The organism is Paraburkholderia sp. SOS3, assembly GCF_001922345.1.
In the GTDB taxonomy this organism is placed as follows: Bacteria; Pseudomonadota; Gammaproteobacteria; order Burkholderiales; family Burkholderiaceae; genus Paraburkholderia.
This window is the reverse complement of the sequence record NZ_CP018811.1, coordinates 976,817-999,397: the sequence shown is the minus strand read 5'-3', so window position 1 is coordinate 999,397 and position 22,581 is coordinate 976,817. Positions and strand designations below refer to the sequence as shown.

19 protein-coding genes are annotated in these 22,581 nt (G+C 64.5%); 15 read left to right on the top strand and 4 right to left on the bottom strand.

Going from position 1 to position 22,581, the window contains the following annotated elements:
• The first annotated feature begins 336 nt into the window (after nt 1–336).
• The gene (locus BTO02_RS04530; RefSeq protein ID WP_075156024.1) at nt 337–831 is read left to right on the top strand and encodes a (2Fe-2S)-binding protein; all 495 of its coding nucleotides are present in this window, start codon (nt 337–339) and stop codon (nt 829–831) included.
• A gap of 12 nt (nt 832–843) precedes the next feature.
• Complete coding sequence (locus BTO02_RS04525; protein WP_075156023.1) at nt 844–1,641, top strand: FAD binding domain-containing protein; 798 nt, start codon at nt 844–846, stop codon at nt 1,639–1,641.
• A gap of 53 nt (nt 1,642–1,694) precedes the next feature.
• Here the strand turns inward: BTO02_RS04525 and BTO02_RS04520 are convergent, their stop codons facing one another.
• Nucleotides 1,695–2,429, bottom strand: a complete 735-nt coding sequence (locus BTO02_RS04520; protein ID WP_075156022.1) for a dienelactone hydrolase family protein — start codon at nt 2,427–2,429, stop codon at nt 1,695–1,697.
• A gap of 3 nt (nt 2,430–2,432) precedes the next feature.
• On the bottom strand, nt 2,433–3,215 hold the full coding sequence (locus tag BTO02_RS04515) for a class II aldolase/adducin family protein (protein WP_075156021.1): 783 nt from the start codon (nt 3,213–3,215) through the stop codon (nt 2,433–2,435).
• A gap of 403 nt (nt 3,216–3,618) precedes the next feature.
• Between BTO02_RS04515 and BTO02_RS04505 the strand changes: the two genes are divergently transcribed.
• The 6 genes from BTO02_RS04505 (at nt 3,619) to BTO02_RS04480 (ending at nt 12,906) form a co-directional block, all read left to right on the top strand.
• A complete protein-coding gene (locus tag BTO02_RS04505; protein ID WP_075156019.1) occupies nt 3,619–4,995 on the top strand; it encodes an MFS transporter in 1,377 nt (458 codons plus the stop codon).
• Nucleotides 4,992–7,385, top strand: coding sequence for a xanthine dehydrogenase family protein molybdopterin-binding subunit (locus BTO02_RS04500; RefSeq protein WP_083614976.1), 2,394 nt, complete (start codon nt 4,992–4,994; stop codon nt 7,383–7,385). The genes BTO02_RS04505 and BTO02_RS04500 overlap by 4 nt, the downstream gene beginning before the upstream one ends.
• Nucleotides 7,386–7,398: 13 nt before the next feature.
• The gene (locus BTO02_RS04495) at nt 7,399–8,157 is read left to right on the top strand and encodes an enoyl-CoA hydratase/isomerase family protein (RefSeq protein ID WP_075156018.1); all 759 of its coding nucleotides are present in this window, start codon (nt 7,399–7,401) and stop codon (nt 8,155–8,157) included.
• On the top strand, nt 8,154–9,713 hold the full coding sequence (locus tag BTO02_RS04490; RefSeq protein ID WP_075156017.1) for a UbiD family decarboxylase: 1,560 nt from the start codon (nt 8,154–8,156) through the stop codon (nt 9,711–9,713). Before BTO02_RS04495 ends, BTO02_RS04490 begins: the two co-directional genes overlap by 4 nt.
• A 372-nt stretch (nt 9,714–10,085) precedes the next feature.
• A complete protein-coding gene (locus tag BTO02_RS04485) occupies nt 10,086–12,197 on the top strand; it encodes a TonB-dependent siderophore receptor (RefSeq protein WP_232243440.1) in 2,112 nt (703 codons plus the stop codon).
• A gap of 16 nt (nt 12,198–12,213) precedes the next feature.
• Nucleotides 12,214–12,906 (top strand): PepSY-associated TM helix domain-containing protein, encoded by a 693-nt coding sequence (locus BTO02_RS04480; RefSeq protein WP_156883744.1) that lies wholly within the window; start codon nt 12,214–12,216, stop codon nt 12,904–12,906.
• Between the two features lie 22 nt (nt 12,907–12,928).
• Here the strand turns inward: BTO02_RS04480 and BTO02_RS04475 are convergent, their stop codons facing one another.
• Together BTO02_RS04475 and nhaR are read right to left on the bottom strand one after the other, a co-directional pair.
• The gene (locus BTO02_RS04475) at nt 12,929–13,573 is read right to left on the bottom strand and encodes a glutathione S-transferase family protein (protein WP_075156014.1); all 645 of its coding nucleotides are present in this window, start codon (nt 13,571–13,573) and stop codon (nt 12,929–12,931) included.
• Between the two features lie 56 nt (nt 13,574–13,629).
• On the bottom strand, nt 13,630–14,646 hold the full coding sequence (gene nhaR, locus BTO02_RS04470) for a transcriptional activator NhaR (protein WP_232243439.1): 1,017 nt from the start codon (nt 14,644–14,646) through the stop codon (nt 13,630–13,632).
• Between the two features lie 214 nt (nt 14,647–14,860).
• Between nhaR and BTO02_RS04465 the strand changes: the two genes are divergently transcribed.
• The 7 genes from BTO02_RS04465 (at nt 14,861) to BTO02_RS04440 (ending at nt 22,529) form a co-directional block, all read left to right on the top strand.
• On the top strand, nt 14,861–16,249 hold the full coding sequence (locus BTO02_RS04465) for an ATP-grasp domain-containing protein (RefSeq protein ID WP_075156013.1): 1,389 nt from the start codon (nt 14,861–14,863) through the stop codon (nt 16,247–16,249).
• Nucleotides 16,246–17,169 (top strand): hypothetical protein, encoded by a 924-nt coding sequence (locus BTO02_RS04460; RefSeq protein WP_075156012.1) that lies wholly within the window; start codon nt 16,246–16,248, stop codon nt 17,167–17,169. Before BTO02_RS04465 ends, BTO02_RS04460 begins: the two co-directional genes overlap by 4 nt.
• A 76-nt stretch (nt 17,170–17,245) precedes the next feature.
• Entirely contained in the window at nt 17,246–17,368 is a 123-nt protein-coding gene (locus tag BTO02_RS34105) for a DUF3563 family protein (RefSeq protein WP_156883743.1), read from the top strand.
• Nucleotides 17,369–17,524: 156 nt separating this feature from the next.
• A complete protein-coding gene (locus tag BTO02_RS04455) occupies nt 17,525–18,022 on the top strand; it encodes a DUF805 domain-containing protein (protein ID WP_075156011.1) in 498 nt (165 codons plus the stop codon).
• 270 nt (nt 18,023–18,292) lie between these two features.
• Complete coding sequence (locus tag BTO02_RS04450) at nt 18,293–18,760, top strand: hypothetical protein (RefSeq protein ID WP_075156010.1); 468 nt, start codon at nt 18,293–18,295, stop codon at nt 18,758–18,760.
• Nucleotides 18,761–18,783: 23 nt separating this feature from the next.
• A complete protein-coding gene (locus BTO02_RS04445; RefSeq protein WP_075156009.1) occupies nt 18,784–21,477 on the top strand; it encodes a cation-translocating P-type ATPase in 2,694 nt (897 codons plus the stop codon).
• On the top strand, nt 21,474–22,529 hold the full coding sequence (locus BTO02_RS04440; protein ID WP_075156008.1) for an AI-2E family transporter: 1,056 nt from the start codon (nt 21,474–21,476) through the stop codon (nt 22,527–22,529). Before BTO02_RS04445 ends, BTO02_RS04440 begins: the two co-directional genes overlap by 4 nt.
• Nucleotides 22,530–22,581: the final 52 nt, after the last annotated feature.

Here is a 22,581-nt window from a genome sequence, read left to right as displayed (position 1 = left end):
GTGAGAGCACCGCCGATCGCTCGCTCTGCCTCCGTCCATCCCTGAGATTATTCGCAATGCGAATATCGATTCGCAGACAGTTTATGGTCGAGTCATTGCGTTGTCAACTTGTTGCAGGCGGCGCCGGCGAGGCGCGGGCTCGCTGCTGCGTATCGATTGACAGTCGCGTCCGCGAGCCACTACTATTTGCTATGCGTTTTGTTATCCGCTTTGCAAATTAAAGCGATGCGAGGGGCTATCGCGGGCCATGCCCCCGCAGTCCGGCTCCGCAGTTCCGCTGCGCGGCTCGGTTCCGCGGTTCGCCTACATCGCGTCGCACTCTGGAGGAGCACACACATGCGTCGAATTACGCTAACGGTGAACGGGCAGCCATCGTCGGCTGAGGTAGAAGGCAGAACTCTGCTGGTCGAGTTGCTGCGCGACAAGCTGGGGCTGACCGGCACGCATGTCGGATGCGATACGAGCCAGTGCGGCTGCTGCGTCGTGGAAGTCGACGGCCAATCGGTCAAGTCGTGCACGTTCCTCGCCATTCAGGCCGACGGCGCCACAGTCAGAACCATCGAAGGGCTCACCGCGCCCGACGGCACGTTGCATCCGATGCAGGACATGTTTCGCCGGCATCACGCGCTGCAGTGCGGCTATTGCACGCCGGGCATGATGATGAGCGCGATCAACCTCGTCGAAACGCACCCGGAAGGACTCACGTCGGAGCAGATCCGCCATGCGATGGAGGGCAATCTGTGCCGCTGTACCGGCTATCACAACATCGTGCGTGCGATCGAAGCGGCGTGGCCGCTGATGCAGGCCGATACCGCGCCTGCAGCGCAATAGCCGGAGGCCCGGATGTACGACTTCGAATATGTAAAGCCCACCGCGATTGAAGATGCGGTCAACACGCTGGCGAACGACGATGCCGCGAAAGCGCTCGCAGGCGGCATGACCTATATCCCCGTGTTGAAGCAGCGTTTCGGGCAGCCGTCGGTCGTGGTCGATCTGAGCGGTTTGGGTCTCGCCTCGATCCGCCGTGAAGACGACACGCTCGCGATCGGCGCCATGACGCCGCATGGTGCGGTGGCGGCGTCTCCAGTCGTGCGGGAGGCGATTCCGGCACTTGCATGGCTCGCAGGCCATATCGGCGACCGTCAGGTCCGGTATCGCGGCACGATCGGCGGATCGCTGGCCAATAACGATCCGTCCGCATGCTATCCGTCGGCCGCGCTCGCGCTCGGCGCGACGCTCAGAACCGATCGGCGCGATATCGCCGCCGACGACTATTTTCAGGGGATGTTCGCGACGGCGCTCGAGCCGGGCGAACTGATCACGGAAGTAAGGGTGCCGGTTGCCGAGCGCGCCGCGTATGTGAAATTTCCGAACCCGGCGTCACGCTATGCGATGGTCGGCGTGTTCGTCGCAAAGACGGCCGGGCGCGTGCGTCTGGCGGTGACCGGCGCCGCGCAGGATGGGGTGTTTCGCCACCGGGCGTTCGAGGAAGCGCTCGAGCGGTCGTTCAACTCGTCCGCACTCGATGGCATCGAAACGCCGGTCGACTTGATGAACAGCGACATTCACGCCGGTGCCGCGTATCGTGCGCATCTCGTTGGCGTGATCGCACGGCGTGCCGTCGATATCGCCAACGCCTGAGGTAATTTCATCGCGGCGCGGCGCCGTGCAATGCCGCGCCGCGTAACCGGTAGTCAGCTTGCTGCCGACGAACCCAGCACTTCGTGCAACATCGCCAAAGTGCGCGCGCCGGCTTCTGAGGCGGCATCCGCATGATGTCTATCGGTGCGCGACGGATTGAAGAAACCATGTTTCGCCTCCGGATAAAGGCGAACATCGACGCGCGGATTCGGCCGCGACGCCGCTTCGATCCGCTCGACGAGCGTTACCGGTATCTGCGCATCCTGCCCGCCGAAATGCAGCAGCAGACGCGATTGCGCCTTCGCGATCTCATCGACGTAATCGCTCAACTGCACGCCGTAAAACGACACGCCGCCGTCGATCTCGCCTCTTGCGCCAAGCAGCGTCGCAAGTTTGCCGCCGATGCAAAACCCGATTGCCGCGATCCGATGCTGCTCGCCGGAACGCTGTTTGACCCACGCGACAAGCCGGCCGATATCGGCAAGTCCGAGATCGGTGTCGTAGCCGCGCATGAGTTCACCCGCCCGCGTGCGGTCCGGCTCGGCATAGCCGAGCGAAATGCGCGGCTCGACGCGCCAGAACAGGTCCGGCATCAGAACCTCGAAGCCTTCGCGCGCGAGCATGCCGGCGACGTCGCGCATCGCAGCGTTCACGCCGAAAATTTCATGCAGCACGATGACCGTCGGCGCGGTGGTAGCGCCCGCGGGAGCGATGCGGTACGCCTGCATGCCGAAGCTGTCTGCGCCGAAATGATCGGCATCAGGCAGATCAATCCATTCCGTCTGCATCGCTTATTTACCTCGCGCGTTGTCCGCATCGTGCTGCGCCTGTTCGCCCCCGCAGCAACTGCAGTTGCCCACGCGGGACAGCTTGACGCGATTGGTCCAGTATTCCCACGCTCGCGTATAGGCCGGCGAATCGATTGGCGTCTTATGGCGAATCGCGATCTCGCCCGGCGACAGCGGTTTGATATCGCCGCCGAGGCTCAGCGCCGCCATCATCACGCGCGCATTGAGCGGAAGATAGATTGCCGACTTCACCGCTTCGATCAAGGTGCGCCCGACAGCCGTGAAGCCGTGCCCGCGCATCAGCGTGACGCTGTTGCCGGCCAGTGTGCGTGCGAGGTCGTCCGCTTGCGCGATGCTCTCCACGAGAATATTCGTATCGCCGAAATGATCGCGAATATCCCACACCGGCACGTGCTCGCCGATGCCCGACGCCGTGTTGAGCACCGCCTGCAGCGGCCGTGTGCTGATCGTGAAAGGCAGGACGTCCGCCGCATGGCTATGGATGACCGCATTCACATCGGGCCGCGCCGCATAGACGCCCGCGTGAATGAAGCGCTCGAGATACGGCTTCTTTCCGCCGGGTACGACCGGTTCGCCGTCGAAGCCGAATTCGAGAATGTCGTCGGCCGCGACGAATTCCGGACTGCGCGAACAGGACAGCAGGAAGCGCTGCGGGTTCTCCGGATGACGGACACTGACATGACCGTAAGCATCCACGATGTTTTCATTGGCGAGGATGTGATTCGCCATCACCAGGTCCTGTATCGCCGCGTCCAGCACATTCATCGATCGTCTCCAATAATTCGCAAAGCGCCACTTGTAATTTGCACAGCAAATACTAAAACGCATAGCAAATAGTACGGCGCAGCCCGTTGTACTGTCAACGGAATGCCGTCCGTGCGCTGAAAAGGCCTGTAAAACGCATCCAGAACAGCCTGCGAACCGCAGTCTGCCCTTGCGCAAGGGGCTTTTCACATTGACAGTTCCATCGCGTCGAACTTAAAATTCGCAATGCGCATCATATTTCGCTTAGCGAATTGCAGATGCAAGGTAGACTGCGGTGCTGACGCGGCAGCGCGATGGGTGACGCGGCAGCGCGACGGCGAGTTTGCTCGCCGTCCGATATCCGCAGCATAGGAAAACAAGCCGATAAAAGCGCATGCAACGATGCAGCGCAAGGAGACACGGCATGGCTGAACCGATCAACGTCGTCGAAATAATCGATAGTCACAAAATCAGCTGGCTGCAAATACGCGTTGCGATACTGGGCGCGATCACGCTGATGCTCGACGGCTTCGACAACCAGATGATTGGCTATGTAGCGCCCGCGCTGAAATCGGCATGGCATTTGAGCGCCGGCGCGCTAGGCCCGGTGTTCAGCGCCGGCGTATTCGGCGTTGGCCTCGGCAGCATTCTGATCGGCCCGTTCGGCGATCGCTTCGGCCGCGTGAAAACCTTGCTCTTCACAGTGCTGTGTTTCGCCCTGATTTCCCTGCTGCTCGCGCAGGCTACGTCGATCACCGAGCTCACCGTATTGCGCTTTTTCATCGGTCTCGTGCTCGGCGCCGTGATTCCGCTCGTCGTCGTGCTGTGCAACGAATACGCGCCGCTCAGGCACCGCGCGAAGATGGTCACGATGATGACCTGCGGCTACGCCGTCGGCGCGGCATCGGGTGGCTTCCTGTCCGTTCATATCGTGCCGCGCTACGGCTGGACCTCGGTGTTCTACGTCGGCGCCGTGCTGCCGCTGCTGCTCGGCGTGGCGCTGATGCTGTGGATGCCCGAATCGATCCGCTTCCTCACCTTGCGGCACGACAACGTGCGTATCGCGGCAGTCCTGCGCAAGATCGCACCGTCGCTGAGCTTCCCCGCCGACGCTCGTTTCATGATGCTGACCACGGGCCGCGACACCGGCAAGCACGGCACGTTCTCGCATGTGCGCGAACTCTTCACCGAGAACCGCACGCGTATCACGCTGTTGCTGTGGACGTGTCTGTTCATGAATCTCGTCGTGCTGAACTTCATGAACAACTGGCTGCCCACGCTCGTCATACAAACCGGCTTGCCGGTTCCGCAAGCGCTGCGCACGGCCACGATGCTGCAATTCGGCGGCTTTATCGGCATTGCGCTGATGGGTCTGTTCGCCGACCGGTTCGGCTACTACAAGGTGCTTGCCGCCGTCTTCGCGTTGGGCTGCGTCGGGATAGCGGCGATCAGCCAGGCGGGCACCTCGCAAGCAGGCCTGATGGTCACGATTTTTATGGGCGGCTTCGCCGTGATCGGCTCGCAGATGACGCTCGGCGCACTGTCCGCCACGCTTTATCCGACGCGTATCCGTGCAACCGGCTCGAGCTGGGCATTCGGTGTGGCGCGGCTGCTGTCGGTGGTTGGCCCGTTCGCCGGCGGCCTGATGATCGCCCGGCACTGGCCGCTCGCAACGATCTTCTACTGCGCCGCCGCGCCGATGCTGTTCGCGATGGTCGCGGTGCTGCTGATGATGCGTAGCCGGCAACCGCCGAGCACGCGCCAGGACGCGCATGTCCAGACCAGCCGGAGTGTGTCTTGAGCAAGTCGCCATCCGTTCATAACGGCATCGGACAACCGGTGCCGCGCCGCGAAGACCTGCGTCTGATCCAGGGTCAAGGTTGCTTCAGCAACGACTTCCATCTGTCCGGCGAGGCACATGCCTATTTCATTCGATCGCCGCATGCGCATGCGACGATCGTCTCGATCGATGCGTCGGCGGCGCTCGCGCTGGAAGGCGTGATCGCGGTGCTGACGGGCAAAGATGTCGAGGCCGATGGGCTCAAGTCGCTGCCGCACCGTCCCGTGCTCGGGCATCACGCCGACGTCAAGCTCACCAACACCGACGGGTCGGAGAAGTTCATTTCGCCGCATCTGCCGCTGCCGCCCGATCGCGCGCGCTTTGTCGGCGAGGCCGTGGCCGTCGTCGTCGCCGAGACGGTGGCGATCGCGAAAGATGCGGCCGAGCTTGTCAACGTCGAATACGAAGCGCTGCCGTCCGTTACCGGCACCCTCGCGGCCGCCGCGCCCGATGCGCCCCGCGTATGGAACGAACACGCGAATGTTGCGCTCGATGCGCAACTCGGCGATGCCGAAGCGACGAGCGCAGCCTTCGCGCACGCCGCGCATGTCACGTCGATCAAAACCTGGATTCAGCGGCTAACCGGCGTGCCGATGGAACCACGCGCCGCAGCCGCCAGCTATGACGCGCAAACGCAGCGCTATACGCTGTTCGCGGGCAGCGGCAACGTGGTGCGGCAGAAACGCGAACTCGCGCATATCCTCGGCATCGACGAACCGATGGTGCGCGTGGTCGCGCGCGACGTAGGCGGCAATTTCGGCACGCGCAATGCGTTCTACCCCGAATTCGCCGTTATCGCATGGGCGTCGCGACGCGTCGGACGTCCGGTGCACTGGAATTGCGAGCGCCAGGAGGCGTTTCTGAGCGACTACCAGGGGCGCGACCTCTACGTCGAAGCGGAAATCGCGCTCGACAAGGACGGCCGGTTTCTCGCGTTGCGCGGCTCGAACCTCAGCAACGTCGGCGCGCATACGGTTTCGTTCGTTCCGCTGACGAAGGGCATCGGCCTCATGAGCAGCGTCTACGACATCCCGAGCGCGAGCTTTCGCGGGCGCGCGGTCAACAGCAACACGCCGTCGACGAATTCATATCGCAGTGCGGGCCGGCCCGAGGCGATGTTCGTCATGGAGCGGCTTATCGACATGGCCGCGCGCGAGCATGGCTTCGATCGCGTCGAATTGCGGCGTCGCAATCTGATTCAGCCCGATCGTTTCCCGTACGCGAATCCGCTCGGCCTCACGTACGACAGTGGCGCTTATCCGAAAACGATGGAGCGCGCGCTCGAGCTCGGCAAATGGCAGACGTTCGCGCAGCGCCGCGCCGCGGCGCGCCAGCGCGGCAAGCACCGCGGCATCGCTGTCGCCAACTATGTCGAAATCACGTCGGGCATGCCGCGCGAACGCGCCGAGGTGACGATTCAGCCAGGCGGAACGGTCGACGTGGTGATCGGCACGCTGTCGAGCGGCCAGGGACACGAAACGAGCTTCGCGCAGCTGATCACCGAATGGTTCCACGTGCCGATCGAACAGGTGCGCATCATCACTGGCGATACGGATATCGTGCCGGCCGGCGGCGGCTCGCAGTCGGGACGCTCGATGCGCCTTGCAGGCATCGTGATCGGCAAGGCGAGCGAGGCGCTGCTCACGAGGTCGAAGCGGATCGCCGCGCATCTGCTGAAGCCCGGCGATCACGAAGAAGAAGAAGCCGTGCGCTTCGAAAACGGCCGCTTCACGGCGGCGACCCGCGACGGCACATCGAAATCTTTCGACATCTTCGACATTGCCGCTGCGGCAGCGAACCCTGACAGCGCCCTGCCCGACGATCTGCGCGGCCCGCTCGCCGCCGTCTCGGACGAAACCGTGCAGGTCGCGGGCTACCCGTTCGGCAGCCACGTCTGCGAGGTCGAGGTCGACGCCGAAACGGGCACGGTCGAACTCGTCGACTACGTCGCCGTCGACGACGTCGGGCAAGCGATCAATCCGCTGATTCTGCACGGCCAGGCGCATGGCGGCATCGCGCAAGGCGTCGGCCAGGCGCTGCACGAGCGCTGCTATTACGAAGACGGCAGCGGCCAGCTGCTATCGGGCTCGTTTATGGACTATGCAATTCCGCGCGCGTCCGACCTGCCCGACTTCATCACCGAGATCAGCGAAACGCCGTCGCCGACCAATCCGCTCGGCGTGCGCGCGGGCGGCGAAGGCGGCACGACGCCGGCGCTCGGCTGCGTGATCAACGCGATCGTCGATGCGCTCGCGGAATTCGGCGTCACCCATATCGACATGCCTGCCACACCAGAACGCGTGTGGCAGGCCATCCAGGATGCACGCGCAAGCGGCAAGACCCTGGCTTAGCGGGAGCCTATCAATGAGCGGCAACATCATTCGGCAGCTTAGCGGACGCTGCCTCGAACTGACGATCGACAACGAACAGCACGGCAACGCGATGTCCGACGACATGGCGTGCGAGCTGGCCGATATGCTCGACACGGCGGCGCACGACGCGGACCTCGTCGTGCTGCGCGGCGCCGGCGCGGACTTCTGCAGCGGCCGGATGTCGATGGGCAAGCGCAGCGGCGTCCAGCCGCAGGCGCTCGACCGGCGGCGCAAGACCGAAGTGATCTTCCGCTGCTACGACGCATTCCGTGCAACCCCCGTGCCGGTGATCGGCGTCGTTCGCGGCCGCGCACACGGCTTCGGCTGCGCGATCGCAGGCCTTTGCGACATCACGCTCGCGGCCAGCAGCGCGACGTTCCAGATTCCCGAAATGGCGCACAACATCTTGCCGACCATGGTGATGTCGGCATTGATCGACCGCGTGCCGGCCAAGGAACTCGCCTATCTCGTCTATTCGACGCGCGAGATCGCTGCGGCGGCCGCGCATGCGTATGGCCTCGTCAGCGAGGTCGTGCCCGACGCGGGCCTCGACGCGGCATGCGACGCGCTCGCGGCATCGATGCTGAACATGCCGCGTGCCGCGCTCGTCGGCACGAAGGAATATCTGCGTTCGGCGCCCGACATGCCGATTCGCGGCGCGGTGGATTACGCGCAGAACCTGCACGCGACGATCAATTCGTCGAACGAAATGCTCAAGCAGAAAGATCAAGCCAACAAGGACCAACGATGAGCAACCACGATACTCCCTTCGACTTCGATAAATTCCGCCTGCGACGTTTCGTCGAGAAGCTGATCGAGGCCGGCGAAGTCGCGATTCACGAAGAACCCGTTTCGCTCGCGGACCTGAGCGCGCGCGTCGACGAAACGCCGAAGGCGTCGCTCTTCAAACAGGTCGGCGACGAGCAGTTCGAGATGATCGCCGCCGTATCGGGAAGCCGCAAACGGCTTGCGATGGCGTTCGGCGTCGACGAAAGCAAGGTGATCGACGAATACACGCGCCGCATGGCCAATCCGCAGAAGGTGGTCGAAGTGGCGTCGGCAAGCGCGCCCGTGCACGAAGTGGTGATCACCGGCGACGAGATCGACCTGATGAAGCTGCCGTTCCACCTGCAGCACGAATACGACGGCGCGCCCTATATCTCGTCGGGCATCGACTATAGCGTCGACCCCGCGACGGGCCGCACCAACGTCGGCTGCCGCCGCCTGATGTTTCGCAGCCGCAACACGATGCGCGCGAACCTGTCGCAGCCGTCCGACCTGAAGCGCGTGTACCTCGCCTGCGTCGAGCGCGGCGAAAAGCTGCCGGCGAGCTTCGCGATCGGCTCGCATCCGCTCGACTATCTGGCAGCGGGGTTGCGCATTCCAGTCGACGAATTCGGCCTTGTCGGCACGTTGCGCGGCGAGCCGGTGCCGATGGTGCGCGGCTTGACCAATGGCGTGCTCGCTCCGGCCGACGCCGAGATGATCGTCGAAGGCTACTTCGACGAACTCGGCTATCGCGAGAAGGAAGGCCCGTACGGCGAGTTCTACGGCTACTACGGCCCCGTGCATATGGACCCCGTGTTTCATGTCACCGCAATCACGATGCGCAAGGACATGCTGCATCAAACCGTGCGGCATAGCGGCCGTTATCTGAGCTGGACCGAATCGGCGAATCTCGGCGGCCTCAATTCCGAACTGCAGATGTGGCGCTTGCTGCGCGCCGCGAACATCGAACCCGCCGCGGTGTGTGCGGTGCCGGGCACCAATGGGCGGCAAAGCGCGCGCGTGGCGCTCAGGCGCGGCACGCCGGGCCAGGCGCGGCTCGCGATCTCCGCGCTCGCGTCGATTCCGCGGCTCAAGTACATCTATATCGTCGATGACGACGTCGACGTATTCTCGAACGAAGAAGTCGAATGGGCGATGTCGACACGCTTTCGCAGCGATCGCGACATCGTCGTGCTGGAAGGCTTCGCGCCGTTCTACATGGACCCGACGACGGGCGACCACGGCAGCATCGCGAAGGTCGGCTTCGATCTGACCGCGCCGTATGGCCAGCCCGAAACAGTCGAGACGCGGCGTGCATTCGCGCCGCGCTTTGCCGGCGCATCGGCATCGGCGAAGCCATTCGGCAGCGTTCGCGAGGCGCTCGCGTCGCGGCCGATGTTCTTTATGGAACTGATGACGGCGCTCGGCAGCACGGATGGTCGTGAAATCGCGCTCGAACTCGATACGCTGAGTCAGCAAGGCGCGATTTGCCGCTTGCGCGACGGCGAATGGGCGCTCGAAGGCAGCGAGAAGAAGTAACAGCAACGGTGACGCGAGCGGGCGGCGGCATCGCGACGCCGCGCTCGCGTTGCAATCGAGCCGCGCTGACGCGCGCTCGTGAAGTTCTTGCCGATCGCGAGCCTTCGCGACACGGTGCGAGCCGTCATCTCCGACCACGTTTCGCACTGCATGATCGGACCGCCGATGTCATCCCCGTGCCATTTTCTATGCGAATAATAACGATTCGCATTACCATAACGCCTCTTGCATGACCATAAGAACGTAAGGTTTCTGTTGGCATTCGTTGCCTCACGCGGCCGCACCGCGAGCGTGACGAGAAGAACACGGGGAAAAGGGATGATTGAATACGGACTGAGCGGGCGCATGCCGGCTCGGACGAAAGCGCGATGGTTGAGCGTCGTATTGGCGACGAGCCTCATCGGCACTATCGCGCAGGGCGCGGAAGTTTCCGCACCGGAGGCTGATACCCGCAAGCAGGACATGGAGGACACGAAACAGCTCGCGCCCGTCAAGGTAGTCGGCGAAAAGACGAACGGCTTCGCGCCCGCGTCGGTTGAAACCGGACCGTATAAGGGCATGGATGCGCTCGACGTGCCGGCCAACATCAACGTCGTCACGCGCGGCGTGCTGGACGCGCAAGGCGACACCGGCCTTTACGACGCGTTGCGCAATGTGCCCGGCGTCGTGCGCCAGCAATTGAACGGCCTCGCGTACGACAACCTGTCCGTGCGCGGCATCGCGCTCGACAACCGCTCGAGCTTTCTGATCGACGGCGTGCTGCCGATCGACAACAACATCTGGATGCCGACGGAAGACAAGGAGCGCGTCGAAGTGCTGAAAGGCGCATCCGCGCTTTACTACGGCTTCACGGTGCCGGCCGGCATCGTCAACATGGTGATGAAACGCGCGGGCAGCGAGCCCGTGACGAGCATCACCGCGCTCGGCGATTCGAACGGCTCGATCGGCGCGGCCGTCGATATTGCGCGGCGCTTCGGACCGGACAACCAGTTCGGCATTCGTGTGAACGCAATGGACGAACACGTCGAGACGCCGATCGACGGCGACCGCGGCTATCGCAAGTTCATCAGTGCCGCGCTCGACTGGCAGGTCACGAAGCAGCTCAAGCTGCAGTACGACCTCGAGCACATCGAAACGCGCGTCGTCGAGCAGGCCGGTATCGCACCGCTCGCGGCGGGGAAAAACGGCGTCATTGCGCTGCCCGCCCTGCCCGACCCGTCGAAGCTGCTCGTCAGCAACGCCCATCCGACCAACGCAACGGCCACGTCGCAGCTCGTGCGCGCCGACTATGCGATCTCGAACAACTGGAGCGCGAATTTCACGCTCGGTCAGTCGATCACGCGGCGCGACCGCTGGGCATGGGTATTCCAGAAATACAACGTCGTGACGGGCGCCGGCAGTGTGCAGGCGAGCGAGCAGAACGGCCAGATGTACGAGAACAAGAACGTCCGGCTCGAAGTAGTCGGCGCGTTTCATACCGGCCCGATCGGCCATACGCTGACGGTCGGCCTCACGCAGAACTGGCTGTTCCAGCCCGACTTCACGACGTTCTTCTTCACCGCGCCGCAGAACCTCTACAACCCCGTTCCGGTGACCACGCTAACGCCGGGCGGAACGCCCAAACAGTTCTTCGCGCAGCACGTTCGCAACGGCGGCGCGTATGCGTTCGATCAGATCGATCTGACCTCGCGACTGCAGATCGTCGCGGGCGTACGTCGTTCGGAGTACATCTCGTCGCAAGCGGGCACGCCCAATCAGGACATCAGCCGCACCTCGCCGTCGGGCAGCATCAGCTATCGGATCCTGCCCGACACGAGCGTCTATGCGAGCTACGTCGAGGCGCTCGAATCGGCGGGCAGCGCGCCGGCCACCGCGGCCAATGCGAACCAGATCCTGCCGGCCGCCGTCAGCCATCAGGAAGAAGTCGGCATTCGCACGCGGCTTGCCGATCGCACGCTCGTCTCGCTCGCGCTGTTCAACTTGCGCCAGCCCGCCGCCGAAACCAACGCGGACAACATCTTCGCGCTCGACGGCAATGCACGTTATCGCGGCATCGAATTTTCGGTGCAAGGCGACGTGACGAGAGACGTATCGCTGACCGCGTCGGCCGTCTATCTCGACGCGAAGCAGATCGATTCGTCCGATCCGACGCTGATCGGCAAGACGCCTGAAAACACGCCACATGTCACGGCGAGCCTGTTCGCCGAGTATCGCGTGCCGGTGATCGCGGGGTTCTCCGTCAACGGCGGCATTTACTACGTCGGGCCGCGACCCGTGAACAGCGCCGATCAGGCGAGCATCGGCGGCTACACGCTGCTCACCGCGGGACTGCGCTACGCGACCCGCGTGTACGGCAAGCGCGTGTCGTTCCAGGCGAATCTGGAAAACGCAGCGAACCGGCGTTACTGGAGCGCGGCGGGATCGAACCAGCTCGGAGTCGGCCTCGGTCGCACGCTCGAACTGGAGTCGACGATCGAGTTCTAAATCTATGGAAACGTCAATGAATACGCCCACCACCCGTGTCGTCACGGACTCCGAACGCAACGCTGCGCGCGGTGCCGGCAACTCGACGCGCTCGCGACGCAGCCAGTTCCTGAAATGGCTGCGCAAGATCCACGGATGGGTCGGGCTGTGGGGCGCGGCGCTCGGCCTGCTGTTCGGCGTCACCGGTTTTCTGCAAAATCACCGCGCCGTGATGAAGATCAAGGCCGGCGGACCGGAGGTATCGTCTGTCGAGTTGCCGGTCGCAGCCGATGCATTTCATTCGCCGCACGACTTTGCGAAGTGGGCGCACGACGCGCTGAAGGTCGACCGGCCCGCGTTGCGCGTTCAGCGCGAACCGGCGAAGCCCGTTACGTGGGGCGACCAGTCGGTCATGCAGCCCGAGCACTGGACCGTGCGCTTCATCGCGCCGCGCTATCTGGTCGACGCCGACTACTGGAAAGGCGGCACGTTCGTGCATGTCGAACGGCGCGAGCAGGGTCTCGTGGGCGTGCTCGAAGCGATGCATCGCTCGCAGGGCGCGAACGTCGGCTGGATTCTGCTTGCCGATTCGATCGCGGGCAGTTTGATCCTGCTTTCGCTGACCGGTGTGATTCTGTGGACCGAGTTGAATCGCAAGCGCACGGTCGGCGCGACGATTCTCATCGTTTCGCTGATCGCGATTATCGTGCTGGCAGCCGATTCGCTTTGACCGGCGTTCGCCGTCTGCGTCGTTACGCGGGGACGGCGATCGAAAAGCCTTCGCGGCCTTTTGCCTGCGTGAGCCAACGCATGACCGACGGCATCGCCGGCTGCGCACCCAGCACATCAGCGAAGCGCTCGGATAGCATCGTCCAGCGATGCGCCGCCAGCGCGACGCCGATATCCGCGAGCGTGAACCGCTCGAGCGCGATAAACGCGCGTTGCGCCAGGTGACCATCGAGCACGCGCAGCAATCGCGCCGCGTCCCCGAACGCGCCGCGAATCGCGTCATAGTTGCGCTGCGGCTCGGGCGTGCGCGTGAGCCCGAGGAACGCGACACGCAGCGTCGCCCACAACGTGCCGAGTTGCCAGTCCATCCAGCGCTCCACCTCCGATCGTTCGCCCGCATCGGCCGGATACAACGCATGGCCGCCCGCGCGCGTCGCGGCGATATAGCGCAGGATCGTATTGGACTCCCACACCACGCGTTCGCCATCGACGAGCGTCGGCACGAGGCCGGTCGGGTTCATCGCGAGATAGCCGGGCGTGTCGTTGACGCCGAACTCGAGCCCTGCATCGATGCGCTGATAGTCGCGTCCTTCGACAAGGCCCAGTTCCGCAAGGCACCAGACCACTTTCTGCACGTTGATCGAACTGCGTCTTCCGTAAACCTGCATCGTTGAGGCTCCGTCATAGGGGAGGCCTTCGATTATCCATGCAGACGCGTGCGGGTTCAAAACTCGAATGGCCGTCCCGCACGCGTAATCTCGCCGACAGCCGGATGTTTGCCACGTCCGTCCAGCGAAATCGCATAGAAATCGTGGCGCACATCATCGATGCGCCCGACTGGCAGCAGCGAATATTGCGCGCGCAACGACGCTTCGAGCATCGTCGGCGCAACGATCGCACCCTTGCCCTCTGCCGCAAACGCCACCATCAATGCGCCATCGTCGAATTCGCCGACGATCGGCGGCGCGAGCCCGTTCGAATCGAGCCACGCATCGAACCGCGCCTTCAGCACGCTGTCCGCACCGGGCAACAGCATCGGCATATGCGCGAGGCATGCAGGAAACGCGGACTCACGATGGGGTTGCGCCAGTGCAGACGTCGCGAAGACCGACATGCCGGTCGAACCGAGCCTGTCGCTGCGCGCGCGCAACGGCCCTTCGTCATGCAACGGCGCATCGCAGAGCACGACGTCGAGCCGATCTTCGGCGAGCGCACCGACGAGCGCCGTCTGGTTACCCTCGCGGCACACCACGCGCAATCCCTCGTGCGACGACACGGCCGGCTCGAGCAGCCGGCATGCAATCGTCTTGTGAATCGAATCGGCGATACCGACGCGCAGCACATCGGCGCCATGGCGGGGCGTGCGCAACTCGCGTTCGAGCTCGGCGCCAAGCGCGAAGATCTTCGCCGCGTAGCCGGCGGCGACGCGCCCCGCATCGGTCAGCTCGACGAGCCGCCCGCGCCGCCGCAGCAGCGCGCAGCCGACGCGATCTTCGAGCAGCTTGATCTGGCTGCTCACGGTCTGCGGCGTCAGATGCAGTCGCGCGGAAGCGCCCGCAATGCCTCCGTGCTTCGCGGCCATCCACAGGTAATAAAGATGCTTGTAGTTCATACGATCCACCCGACCTTGGTCCGATGCGTAGATGCTGCGCATCGTATCGGCGAAGAATGAGTTGCGAATGAGCATCGCGAGCGCGCGTTCGACGCCGCTTACAGCCTCTTTCCGCGGAAGATTACCCATGCCGCGCCCGCCCGTTTTTTCTTCGCTTCGCCATGTTTTTTCGAATATTCGAACCAGTGCTTCACCTCTTACATTGTTGACACAGGCTTTCGTCTCTCGCATCCGGCCCGCCGAAGTCAGGCAAGCGCTTCAATGCGATGCGAGCGAACCGACCTTATCTCCATGACCGCGCCTATCGCGGTTCTCATGCAGGAAACGTCAAGGAGACGTCATCATGGCAAGCGTAAGCGGCAAACTGATCCTGATTGTCGACGGTTACTCGACCGGGCGCGAACTCGTGCGCGAACTGAACCAGCGCGGCGCAATCTGCGTTCATCTGCGCTCGACGCAGCAAATCCCGAAGCTGGCGGCGCCATGTTTCGATGCGACGCCGTATGCGGCCAATCTCGGCTATCTCGGCACGGTACGCGAAGCGCTCGCGCGGCTGCCGTCGGTGCGCTTCGATGCGATCGTCGCGGGCTCCGAATGGGGCGTGACGTACGCCGAATCGCTCGCACTCGCGCTCGGCTTGCCGACCAATCGCGCCGACACGTTGAGCGCGCGGCGCAACAAGTTCGACATGATCGACCGGTTGCGCGCGCATCGACTGCACGCCGCGCAGCAGGCGCGCATCACGTCGGCGCACGAGGCGCACGAATGGGCAAGAAAGCACGGCAAGTGGCCCGTGGTCGTGAAGCCTCTGCTGAGCGCGGGCTCGGACGGCGTCGTGATCTGCTACGACCATATGGACATCGACCGCGCGGTGCACGCGGCGCTGTACCGCGACAACCTGCTTGGCGGATTCAACGATAGCCTCGTGATCCAGTCGTATCTCGAAGGGCCGCAATACATCGTCAATACGGTCAGCGAAAACGGCATGCATCGCGTGACCGATGCATGGCACGTCGACTATCGCAACGTGCGCGGCGCGTCGAACGCGATGTGCTCGATGACGCTGCTCGACCCCAGGGCGCCGAAAATCGCAGCGCTATTCGACTATACGAAGCGCGCGATCACGGCGCTCGGCATCGAGAACGGCCCCGCGCACAGCGAACTGCGCCTTACCGAAGCAGGACCTGCGCTGATCGAAACGGGCGCGCGGCTGATGGGCGGCATGATGGATGCGCCGTCGTACGCGGTAGCGGAACTGCCGACGCAGGCCAGCTGCTTCGCGGACCAGCTCGTCGCGCGGTACCGCAACGAGCCGGCCGCACGCGACACTTACGAGCGCCGGCGCCACTTCGCAAAAGTATTCTTCGTGTTCGGCGAAGGCGGCCATGTCGCATCGACGGACGGACTGCACAGGCTCGCGAAACTACCGTCGTTTCATGCACACTACCGGCCGCTCGAACCCGGCGCGCGTGTCTGGCGCAGTTCCGATTCGTTGTTTTGCGGCGGCGTCGTCTATCTGATCCACGACGACCCGATGCAGATCCGCATGGACATCGCGCAATTTCGCGCATGGGAAGCCGCTCATGCGCTGTATGCGATCGTGCCCGAACCGGTGCTCGAAGCCGCGCCCGCATCTGAATCCAACCCGGCAGCGCAACGAATCGCAAAGCAGACGCAACCCCAGCCGCAGCCGAAAGTTGCGCTCGCAACCGAATCGGATAGTGCGCCATGACCTCCGCCCATGCGCTGTCGTTCCTTGCCGTGTTGCTGCAATCGACGGGCAAGGTGATGTACGGCACCTTTCTCGCGGCGATCGCGCCCGCGCAGTTTCTGCTGATCAGTTTTTGCGTTGTCGCGGGCGTGTTCCTCGTGGTCGCGCGCGGCCGGCTGCCGCCCGGCTCGCGCGCGGCGATCGTGTCGGTCAATGTGTGGACCGCCGTTGCGTTTATCTGCTTCTTCTATGCATTGAAGCATTTGTCGCCGGCGGCGGTCGGTGCGATCGAGATTGGCATCGCGGTGCTGGTTGCGGTCGCGGCCGCGGCATGGCAGAGGCGCAAGCGGCCAGCGGGCAGGCGGCCCGGTGCGACGAAGCTCGTTGTGTGCGCGGGCATTGTCGGCGGATGCGCGCTGCTCGTGCCGGTCGAACTCGAGCGCGCCGCGGCCGCATCGTGGCACACGGTGTTCGCGCTCGTCGCCGCGGCAATTGCGGGCGCCGCTTCGACGCTGATCATCGGCTCGTTCCGCAAGCTCGCCGCGAGCGGCTGGCGGCCCGCATCGATCCTCGCGCACCGGTTCTATCTGACGATTGCGGTGGCGCTGGTGTGGCTGTCGTTCGAAGGTGGCACGGGCAGTGCCGGCAGCCTTGCGTTTCCCGCGCCCACCGACATGCTGACGATCGTCGCGGTCGCCGCGATCGGCGTGATGCTGCCGCTGTTGCTGCTGCAGTTCGCCGTGCGAAAGACCGACGGATTGACGCTGATGATCTGCATGGCGCTACAGCCGGTGCTGTCGTTCATGCTGTCGATGCTGTCGCCCGCGTATCAGTGGCAACCGGTCACGCTGGCGGGAACCCTGATTGTCGCGGGCGCGCTGCTTTTCGACGTGTTCGCGGGACGGCGCAAGCCCACGCCCGAGCCTGTCTCCGCGTCCTAACTTTGCGCTCATTGTTGCGCCGTACGATCTGCATTACCGACTCAACACGTTGGAGACTGCGATGGTTGCCTACCTTATGACCAAACTGACTGAGTGGATCGAACAGGCCGACAAGGAACGCCGCGAAGAATACGTCGCGATGGCCAAGGATCTCGCCGAGATCGAACGCCGCATGATCGATCTCGAAAGGACGAGCTGACGCGGCGCGACTCGACGTCGCGCCATGGGACGCGCGGAGCGCCTCGATGCAACGATGCGCTGCGCATCCCTGAATTTGTCGCAGAACCCGCCGTTAACATCGACATCCGGCTTATCATCGCGAAGCGTTCACCTATACGGGCAGGGGAAAACGGCGATGTCGAAGATTCTCGCAGCGCGCAGGTTCCATGCTGACTCGGTTATCGCGAACCGCCGTCTGGGCGCGGGCCGCTACCTGATCGCGATGTCGCTTGGCGTGATCGCATCGTCGCTGCTTACCGTCCTCGTTTGCCTTCGGTTCGCGGCCACGGGCCGCATCGGTCTTGCCGGCCTGAATCTCGTCATGGCGCTGCTTGGTGCCGCGCTCGCAGCGCTGTTCTACAGCGCGTCCACGCGCCGCCTCAGAGATCTGAGTTTTCCCGCGTGGTCGGTCAAGACGCTGTCGATCCCGCTCGTCGGCGTGTTTTTGCTGCCGATCCTCTGCTTTCTGTCCGGCCCGCGCGAGGCGAACGAGTTCGGCCCGGCGCCGGCGCCGTCCGGTTTCGCAAGAACAGCGCTCGCGCTCGTTTCGTGTCTCGTGGCGCTTGCGCTTTGCCGCTGGGCGCTGCTCACCTATCTGCATACGCGCCACCTGCTGGTGAGCGGCGGGTTCTGATCCGCGACGGCGGCCGACCCGCATGGTCGACGACTCGCAATGCGGCTCGCTGACCCGCATCGCACTTGATGCATGTCAAGGTCGTCACCGCTCCGGCAGGTCATCCTGCATCTACCGATGTACCGTTTCCTGAGCAGAGATACGTCCTGGTTCCGGGCTCGTCCTTCGAGTACGGTCTTCGCGCCTGTGTCGCTCACGAGTCGCGTGCTTCGAGGCTGAACCGTCAATCGGGTAGCCGTGGCGGCCGTGAATGCTCGCCCGGAGTGTTCCATGTCGAACATTGCTATGCGCATCCTCCACTTGTTAGCTGTTTGCTGCTTCCTCGCCGCGATTCCCGCGTTCGCGCAGACGCCGCTCGCGCCCGTCGAACGCAATGGCGTCACCTACATCACCGGCGGCGTGGGCGAGGACGAGGCGCATGCGTTCCGTCAGGCCGCGCCGAGGTATAACCTGCGTCTCACCTTTGCGTCGAAGACCGGGCAGTATCTGTCGGACGTCGATGTCCGGATCTCGTCCGGCGAACGCACGGTTCTCGCGGTCCGCACCGATGGGCCGTTCCTGTTTGTCCGCTTGCCCGCGGGCAGCTACCGGGTCAGCGCGCGCGACCGTCAGGTTACCGAAGCAAGACAGGTCGCCGTGCCCCGCACAGGCGGCGTCGATCTCCGCTTCTATTGGGACGATCCTGCTCGCCGGGGCATCACCCGGCTTTGCAGCAACTGCCCGCGGCGCCCGCAGTAAGCGGGCGCCGACACGTATCAGCGATGTCCGCCACCGGAAACCTCAGCAGCACACCCTGGCACACGCAGAGCGCGGAGGCGGTCGCACGACATTTCGAGTCGGATGCAGCGAACGGCATCAGCGACGAGGAGGCGGTGCGCCGTCTGCAGCGGTATGGGCCCAATCAGATCGTCGAAGCGAAGCGGCGCAGCCTCGTCGCCATGTTCGCCGCCCAGTTTCGCGACTTCATGATTCTCGTGCTCATCGCGGTCGCGGTTCTGTCGGGCCTGCTCGGAGACGTCGAAGACGCGATCGTGATCGTCGCGATCGTGGTGCTGAATGCGGCAATCGGCTTCGTTCAGGACTTTCGCGCCGAACGCGCGATGCTCGAACTCAAGCGCCTTGCCGCGCTGCACGCGGTCGTCGTCCGCGACGGCAAGCGCTCGACGGTTCGCGCCGCAGCGGTCGTGCCGGGCGACGTGATCCTGCTCGAGGCCGGCAACGCCGTGCCGGCCGACGTGCGCCTGATCGAGGCGCCGCAACTGAGAGTCAGCGAAGCCGCGCTGACCGGCGAAGCGATTCCGGTGGAAAAGAACGTCGCGGCGCTCGACGATGCGGGACTGCCGTTCGCCGATCACACGAATATGGCCTTCAAAGGCTCGATCGTCACCTATGGACGCGCGTGTGCCATCGTGGTGGCGACCGGCATGGATACGCAACTGGGGCATATCGCGGCGCTGCTCGCCCAGGTGCCCGCCGTCGCAACGCCGCTGCAGACGCGTCTTGCGAGGTTCGGGCGCCAGCTCGCGATCGGCATCCTCGTGGTGTGCGCGGCAATCTTTGCCGCGGGCGTGCTACGCGGCGAAGCGACGCTGCTGATGCTGCTGACGGCGATGAGCCTTGCCGTTGCCGCCATTCCCGAAGCGCTGCCGGCCGTCGTCACGGTCATGCTCGCGCTCGGGGCGCGTAACATGGCTCGGCGCAACGCGCTCGTGCGCAGACTGCCTGCCGTCGAAACCCTGGGTTCGGTCAGCTACATCTGCACCGACAAGACGGGCACGCTGACGTGCAACGAGATGCGCGTGGTCGAGCTTCACCCGTGCAGCACCACGACCGCGCCGCTGCTGGCAGCCGCCGCGCTCAGCAACGACGCCGAAGGCGACGCGCGCGGCGCGCCTGCCGGCGATCCGACCGAAGTCGCGCTATGGCGCGCGGCCGCCGATGCGGGCTTCGACCGGCGCAGCATCGAGGCATCGACGCCTCGATGCATGGAGTTCGCGTTCGACCCGGAGCGCAAGCGGATGACGACGATTCATCGCACGGCGGAAAACGGCTTCGTCGCGTATACGAAGGGCGCGCCGGAGGCCATTGTCGAGCGATGCACGTCGATCGCAAGCGACGATGGCAACGTTGCGGCCAGCGCCGGCGCCGACGCACCGTTCGACCGCGCGGCGTGGCTCGCCGTGGCGGCCGCAATGGCCGCGAACGGACTGCGCGTGCTCGCGCTCGCGCGGCGCGCATGGCCGTCGCTGCCCGCGGCCGGCAGCGCGCCGGACGAGGTCGAACGCGGCCTGACCTTGCTCGGCTTCGTCGGCATGCGCGACCCACTGCGGCCCGGCGCGGCCGCTGCGATCGCGACCTGCCTGTCGGCCGGCATCACGCCGGTCATGATCACGGGCGATCATCCGGTCACGGCCGAAGCGATCGCACGCTCGCTCGGCATGCTCGGCAGCGCGGACACGGCGATGACGGGGCGCGAGCTCGCCGCACTGACGGACGACGAACTCGCTGCGCGGATCGGGCACGTCAAGGTTTTTGCGCGGCTCGACCCGGCACAGAAAATTCGCATCGTCGAAGCGATCCAGAAGCGCGGCCACTACGTTGCGATGACCGGCGACGGCGTCAACGATGCGCCCGCCCTCGCGCGCGCCGATATCGGCGTGGCAATGGGCAAGACCGGCACCGACGTCGCGCGCGAGGCCGCGAGCCTCGTGCTGCTCGATGACGACTTCACGACCATCGTGGCCGCGGTTCAGGAAGGCCGGCGAATCTTCGACAACATCCGGAAATTCCTGCGCTACGTGCTGACCTGCAACGCGGCCGAAATCTGCGTGGTCGCGGCGTCCCCGCTGTTCGGCTTGCCCGTGCCGCTGCTGCCGATTCATATCCTGTGGATCAACCTGCTCACCGATGGCTTGCCCGGCCTCACGCTCGCCGCGGAGCCGGCCGAGCCGACGATCATGCAGCGGCGTCCGCGCCCGCCCGACGAAGGCGTATTCGCTCATGGCATGTGGCAGCACATCGTGTGGGTCGGTCTGGCGATGGCGGCGCTCACGCTCGCAACGCAAGCGTGGGCCCTCGACGCCGGCCTCGCCGAATGGCAGACGATGACGTTCACGGTGCTTGCCTTCTCGCAGCTCGGTCACGTGCTCGCGATCCGTTCCGAGCGCGAATCGTTGTTCGCGCAAGGATTGCGCTCGAATCTTCCGCTGCTCGGCGCGGTCGCGCTGACGGTCGCGCTGCAAATGGCAGCCATCTATGTTCCGCCGCTCAGCGCGCTGCTCGACACGACCGCGCTCGATCCCGCCGAACTCGCCATCACGCTGGCCTTGTCGATGGTCGTATTCGTGCTCGTCGAATTCGAGAAGTATCTCGTGCGGCGCAATCTGATCTACCGCTTGCAGCGTCGCCCTGCCGGACATACCACGAAGCGTGCTGCCGGCACGGAAAACACATGACTACACCGATCGGTAAGCAGGCCGTGCTCGCGGTGCTTTTCGGGGGCCTCGTCGTGCTCGGCGGTATCGTGCTGCGTCCGTTCCTGGTTCCGGTGGCGTGGGCCTGCATCATCGCGTACCTGACGTGGCCGATCTACGAGCGCGTGAGAATCGCAGCGGGCAACCGCCGCTCGTGCGCGGCCTTGCTGGTCACGGCGACCTTCGCGATCGGCCTGCTCGTGCCCATGCTGTTGCTTTCCGTACCGCTGATGCGCGAGGCCACGGCGTTTTATCGCGCGTGCACGGCATGGCTCGCGCAGAACGACCGCGCGTTAGCTTCGATTCCGTGGTTCGGCCCGACTTTGCAGGCTCTGCGGGACAGCCTCGCGCAAGACCCCTCCAGCTGGCAGGCGCAATTCGCGCTATGGAGCAAGGAGGCGGTGCAGGTCGCGGGCAGTGTCAGCCGAAACGCCGTGAAGCTCGGATTTGCAGTGCTCACGCTGTTCTTCGCCTATCGCGATGGCGAGACGATGCTCGGGCAGGTGCGGCACGCGTTAAAACCGTATCTCGGCGCCCGGCTCGACGCTTATCTCGCCGCGATCGGCGAGGTGTGCCGCTCGGTTGTCTTCGGGACCGTGCTGACGGCCTGTGCCCAGGGCGCGCTCGCCGGCGTCGGATACTGGGCCGCGGGCGTCGGCGCGCCGCTGCTGCTCGCCATGTTGACCGCCGCGGCGGCGCTGCTGCCGTTCGGCTCGCCGTTCATCTGGGTGCCGGTCGGCGTGTCGCTGATCATCGACGGGCAGTTGTGGGCGGGCATCGGGCTGCTTTTGTGGGGCATGCTCGCGGTGAGCTGGATCGACAATATCATCCGGCCGCTCGTGATCAGCAGCACCTCGAAACTGCCGTTTCTGCTCGTTATCTTCGGCATCTTCGGCGGCATCGCGGCGTTCGGTCTGATCGGTCTTTTTGTCGGCCCGCTCGTGATGGCGACGCTGATCGTCGTCTGGCGCGAATGGCAAGCCATGCTTGCCGCGCACGAGGGCAAATCGCAGCCGGCTTCCGGCGACGGGTGACCGCCGCTTCATCTCGACTTCGCCGGAACACCGCCTGTTTGATGCGCGTCAA

Coding starts and splice junctions, on each gene's coding strand:
- BTO02_RS04530 (WP_075156024.1), top strand. CDS start 337: ATGCGTCGAATTACGCTAACGGTGAACGGGCAGCCATCGTCGGCTGAG.
- BTO02_RS04525 (WP_075156023.1), top strand. CDS start 844: ATGTACGACTTCGAATATGTAAAGCCCACCGCGATTGAAGATGCGGTC.
- BTO02_RS04520 (WP_075156022.1), bottom strand. CDS start 2,429: ATGCAGACGGAATGGATTGATCTGCCTGATGCCGATCATTTCGGCGCA.
- BTO02_RS04515 (WP_075156021.1), bottom strand. CDS start 3,215: ATGAATGTGCTGGACGCGGCGATACAGGACCTGGTGATGGCGAATCAC.
- BTO02_RS04505 (WP_075156019.1), top strand. CDS start 3,619: ATGGCTGAACCGATCAACGTCGTCGAAATAATCGATAGTCACAAAATC.
- BTO02_RS04495 (WP_075156018.1), top strand. CDS start 7,399: ATGAGCGGCAACATCATTCGGCAGCTTAGCGGACGCTGCCTCGAACTG.
- BTO02_RS04490 (WP_075156017.1), top strand. CDS start 8,154: ATGAGCAACCACGATACTCCCTTCGACTTCGATAAATTCCGCCTGCGA.
- BTO02_RS04480 (WP_156883744.1), top strand. CDS start 12,214: ATGAATACGCCCACCACCCGTGTCGTCACGGACTCCGAACGCAACGCT.
- BTO02_RS04475 (WP_075156014.1), bottom strand. CDS start 13,573: ATGCAGGTTTACGGAAGACGCAGTTCGATCAACGTGCAGAAAGTGGTC.
- nhaR (WP_232243439.1), bottom strand. CDS start 14,646: ATGGGTAATCTTCCGCGGAAAGAGGCTGTAAGCGGCGTCGAACGCGCG.
- BTO02_RS04465 (WP_075156013.1), top strand. CDS start 14,861: ATGGCAAGCGTAAGCGGCAAACTGATCCTGATTGTCGACGGTTACTCG.
- BTO02_RS04460 (WP_075156012.1), top strand. CDS start 16,246: ATGACCTCCGCCCATGCGCTGTCGTTCCTTGCCGTGTTGCTGCAATCG.
- BTO02_RS34105 (WP_156883743.1), top strand. CDS start 17,246: ATGACCAAACTGACTGAGTGGATCGAACAGGCCGACAAGGAACGCCGC.
- BTO02_RS04455 (WP_075156011.1), top strand. CDS start 17,525: ATGTCGAAGATTCTCGCAGCGCGCAGGTTCCATGCTGACTCGGTTATC.
- BTO02_RS04450 (WP_075156010.1), top strand. CDS start 18,293: ATGTCGAACATTGCTATGCGCATCCTCCACTTGTTAGCTGTTTGCTGC.
- BTO02_RS04445 (WP_075156009.1), top strand. CDS start 18,784: ATGTCCGCCACCGGAAACCTCAGCAGCACACCCTGGCACACGCAGAGC.
- BTO02_RS04440 (WP_075156008.1), top strand. CDS start 21,474: ATGACTACACCGATCGGTAAGCAGGCCGTGCTCGCGGTGCTTTTCGGG.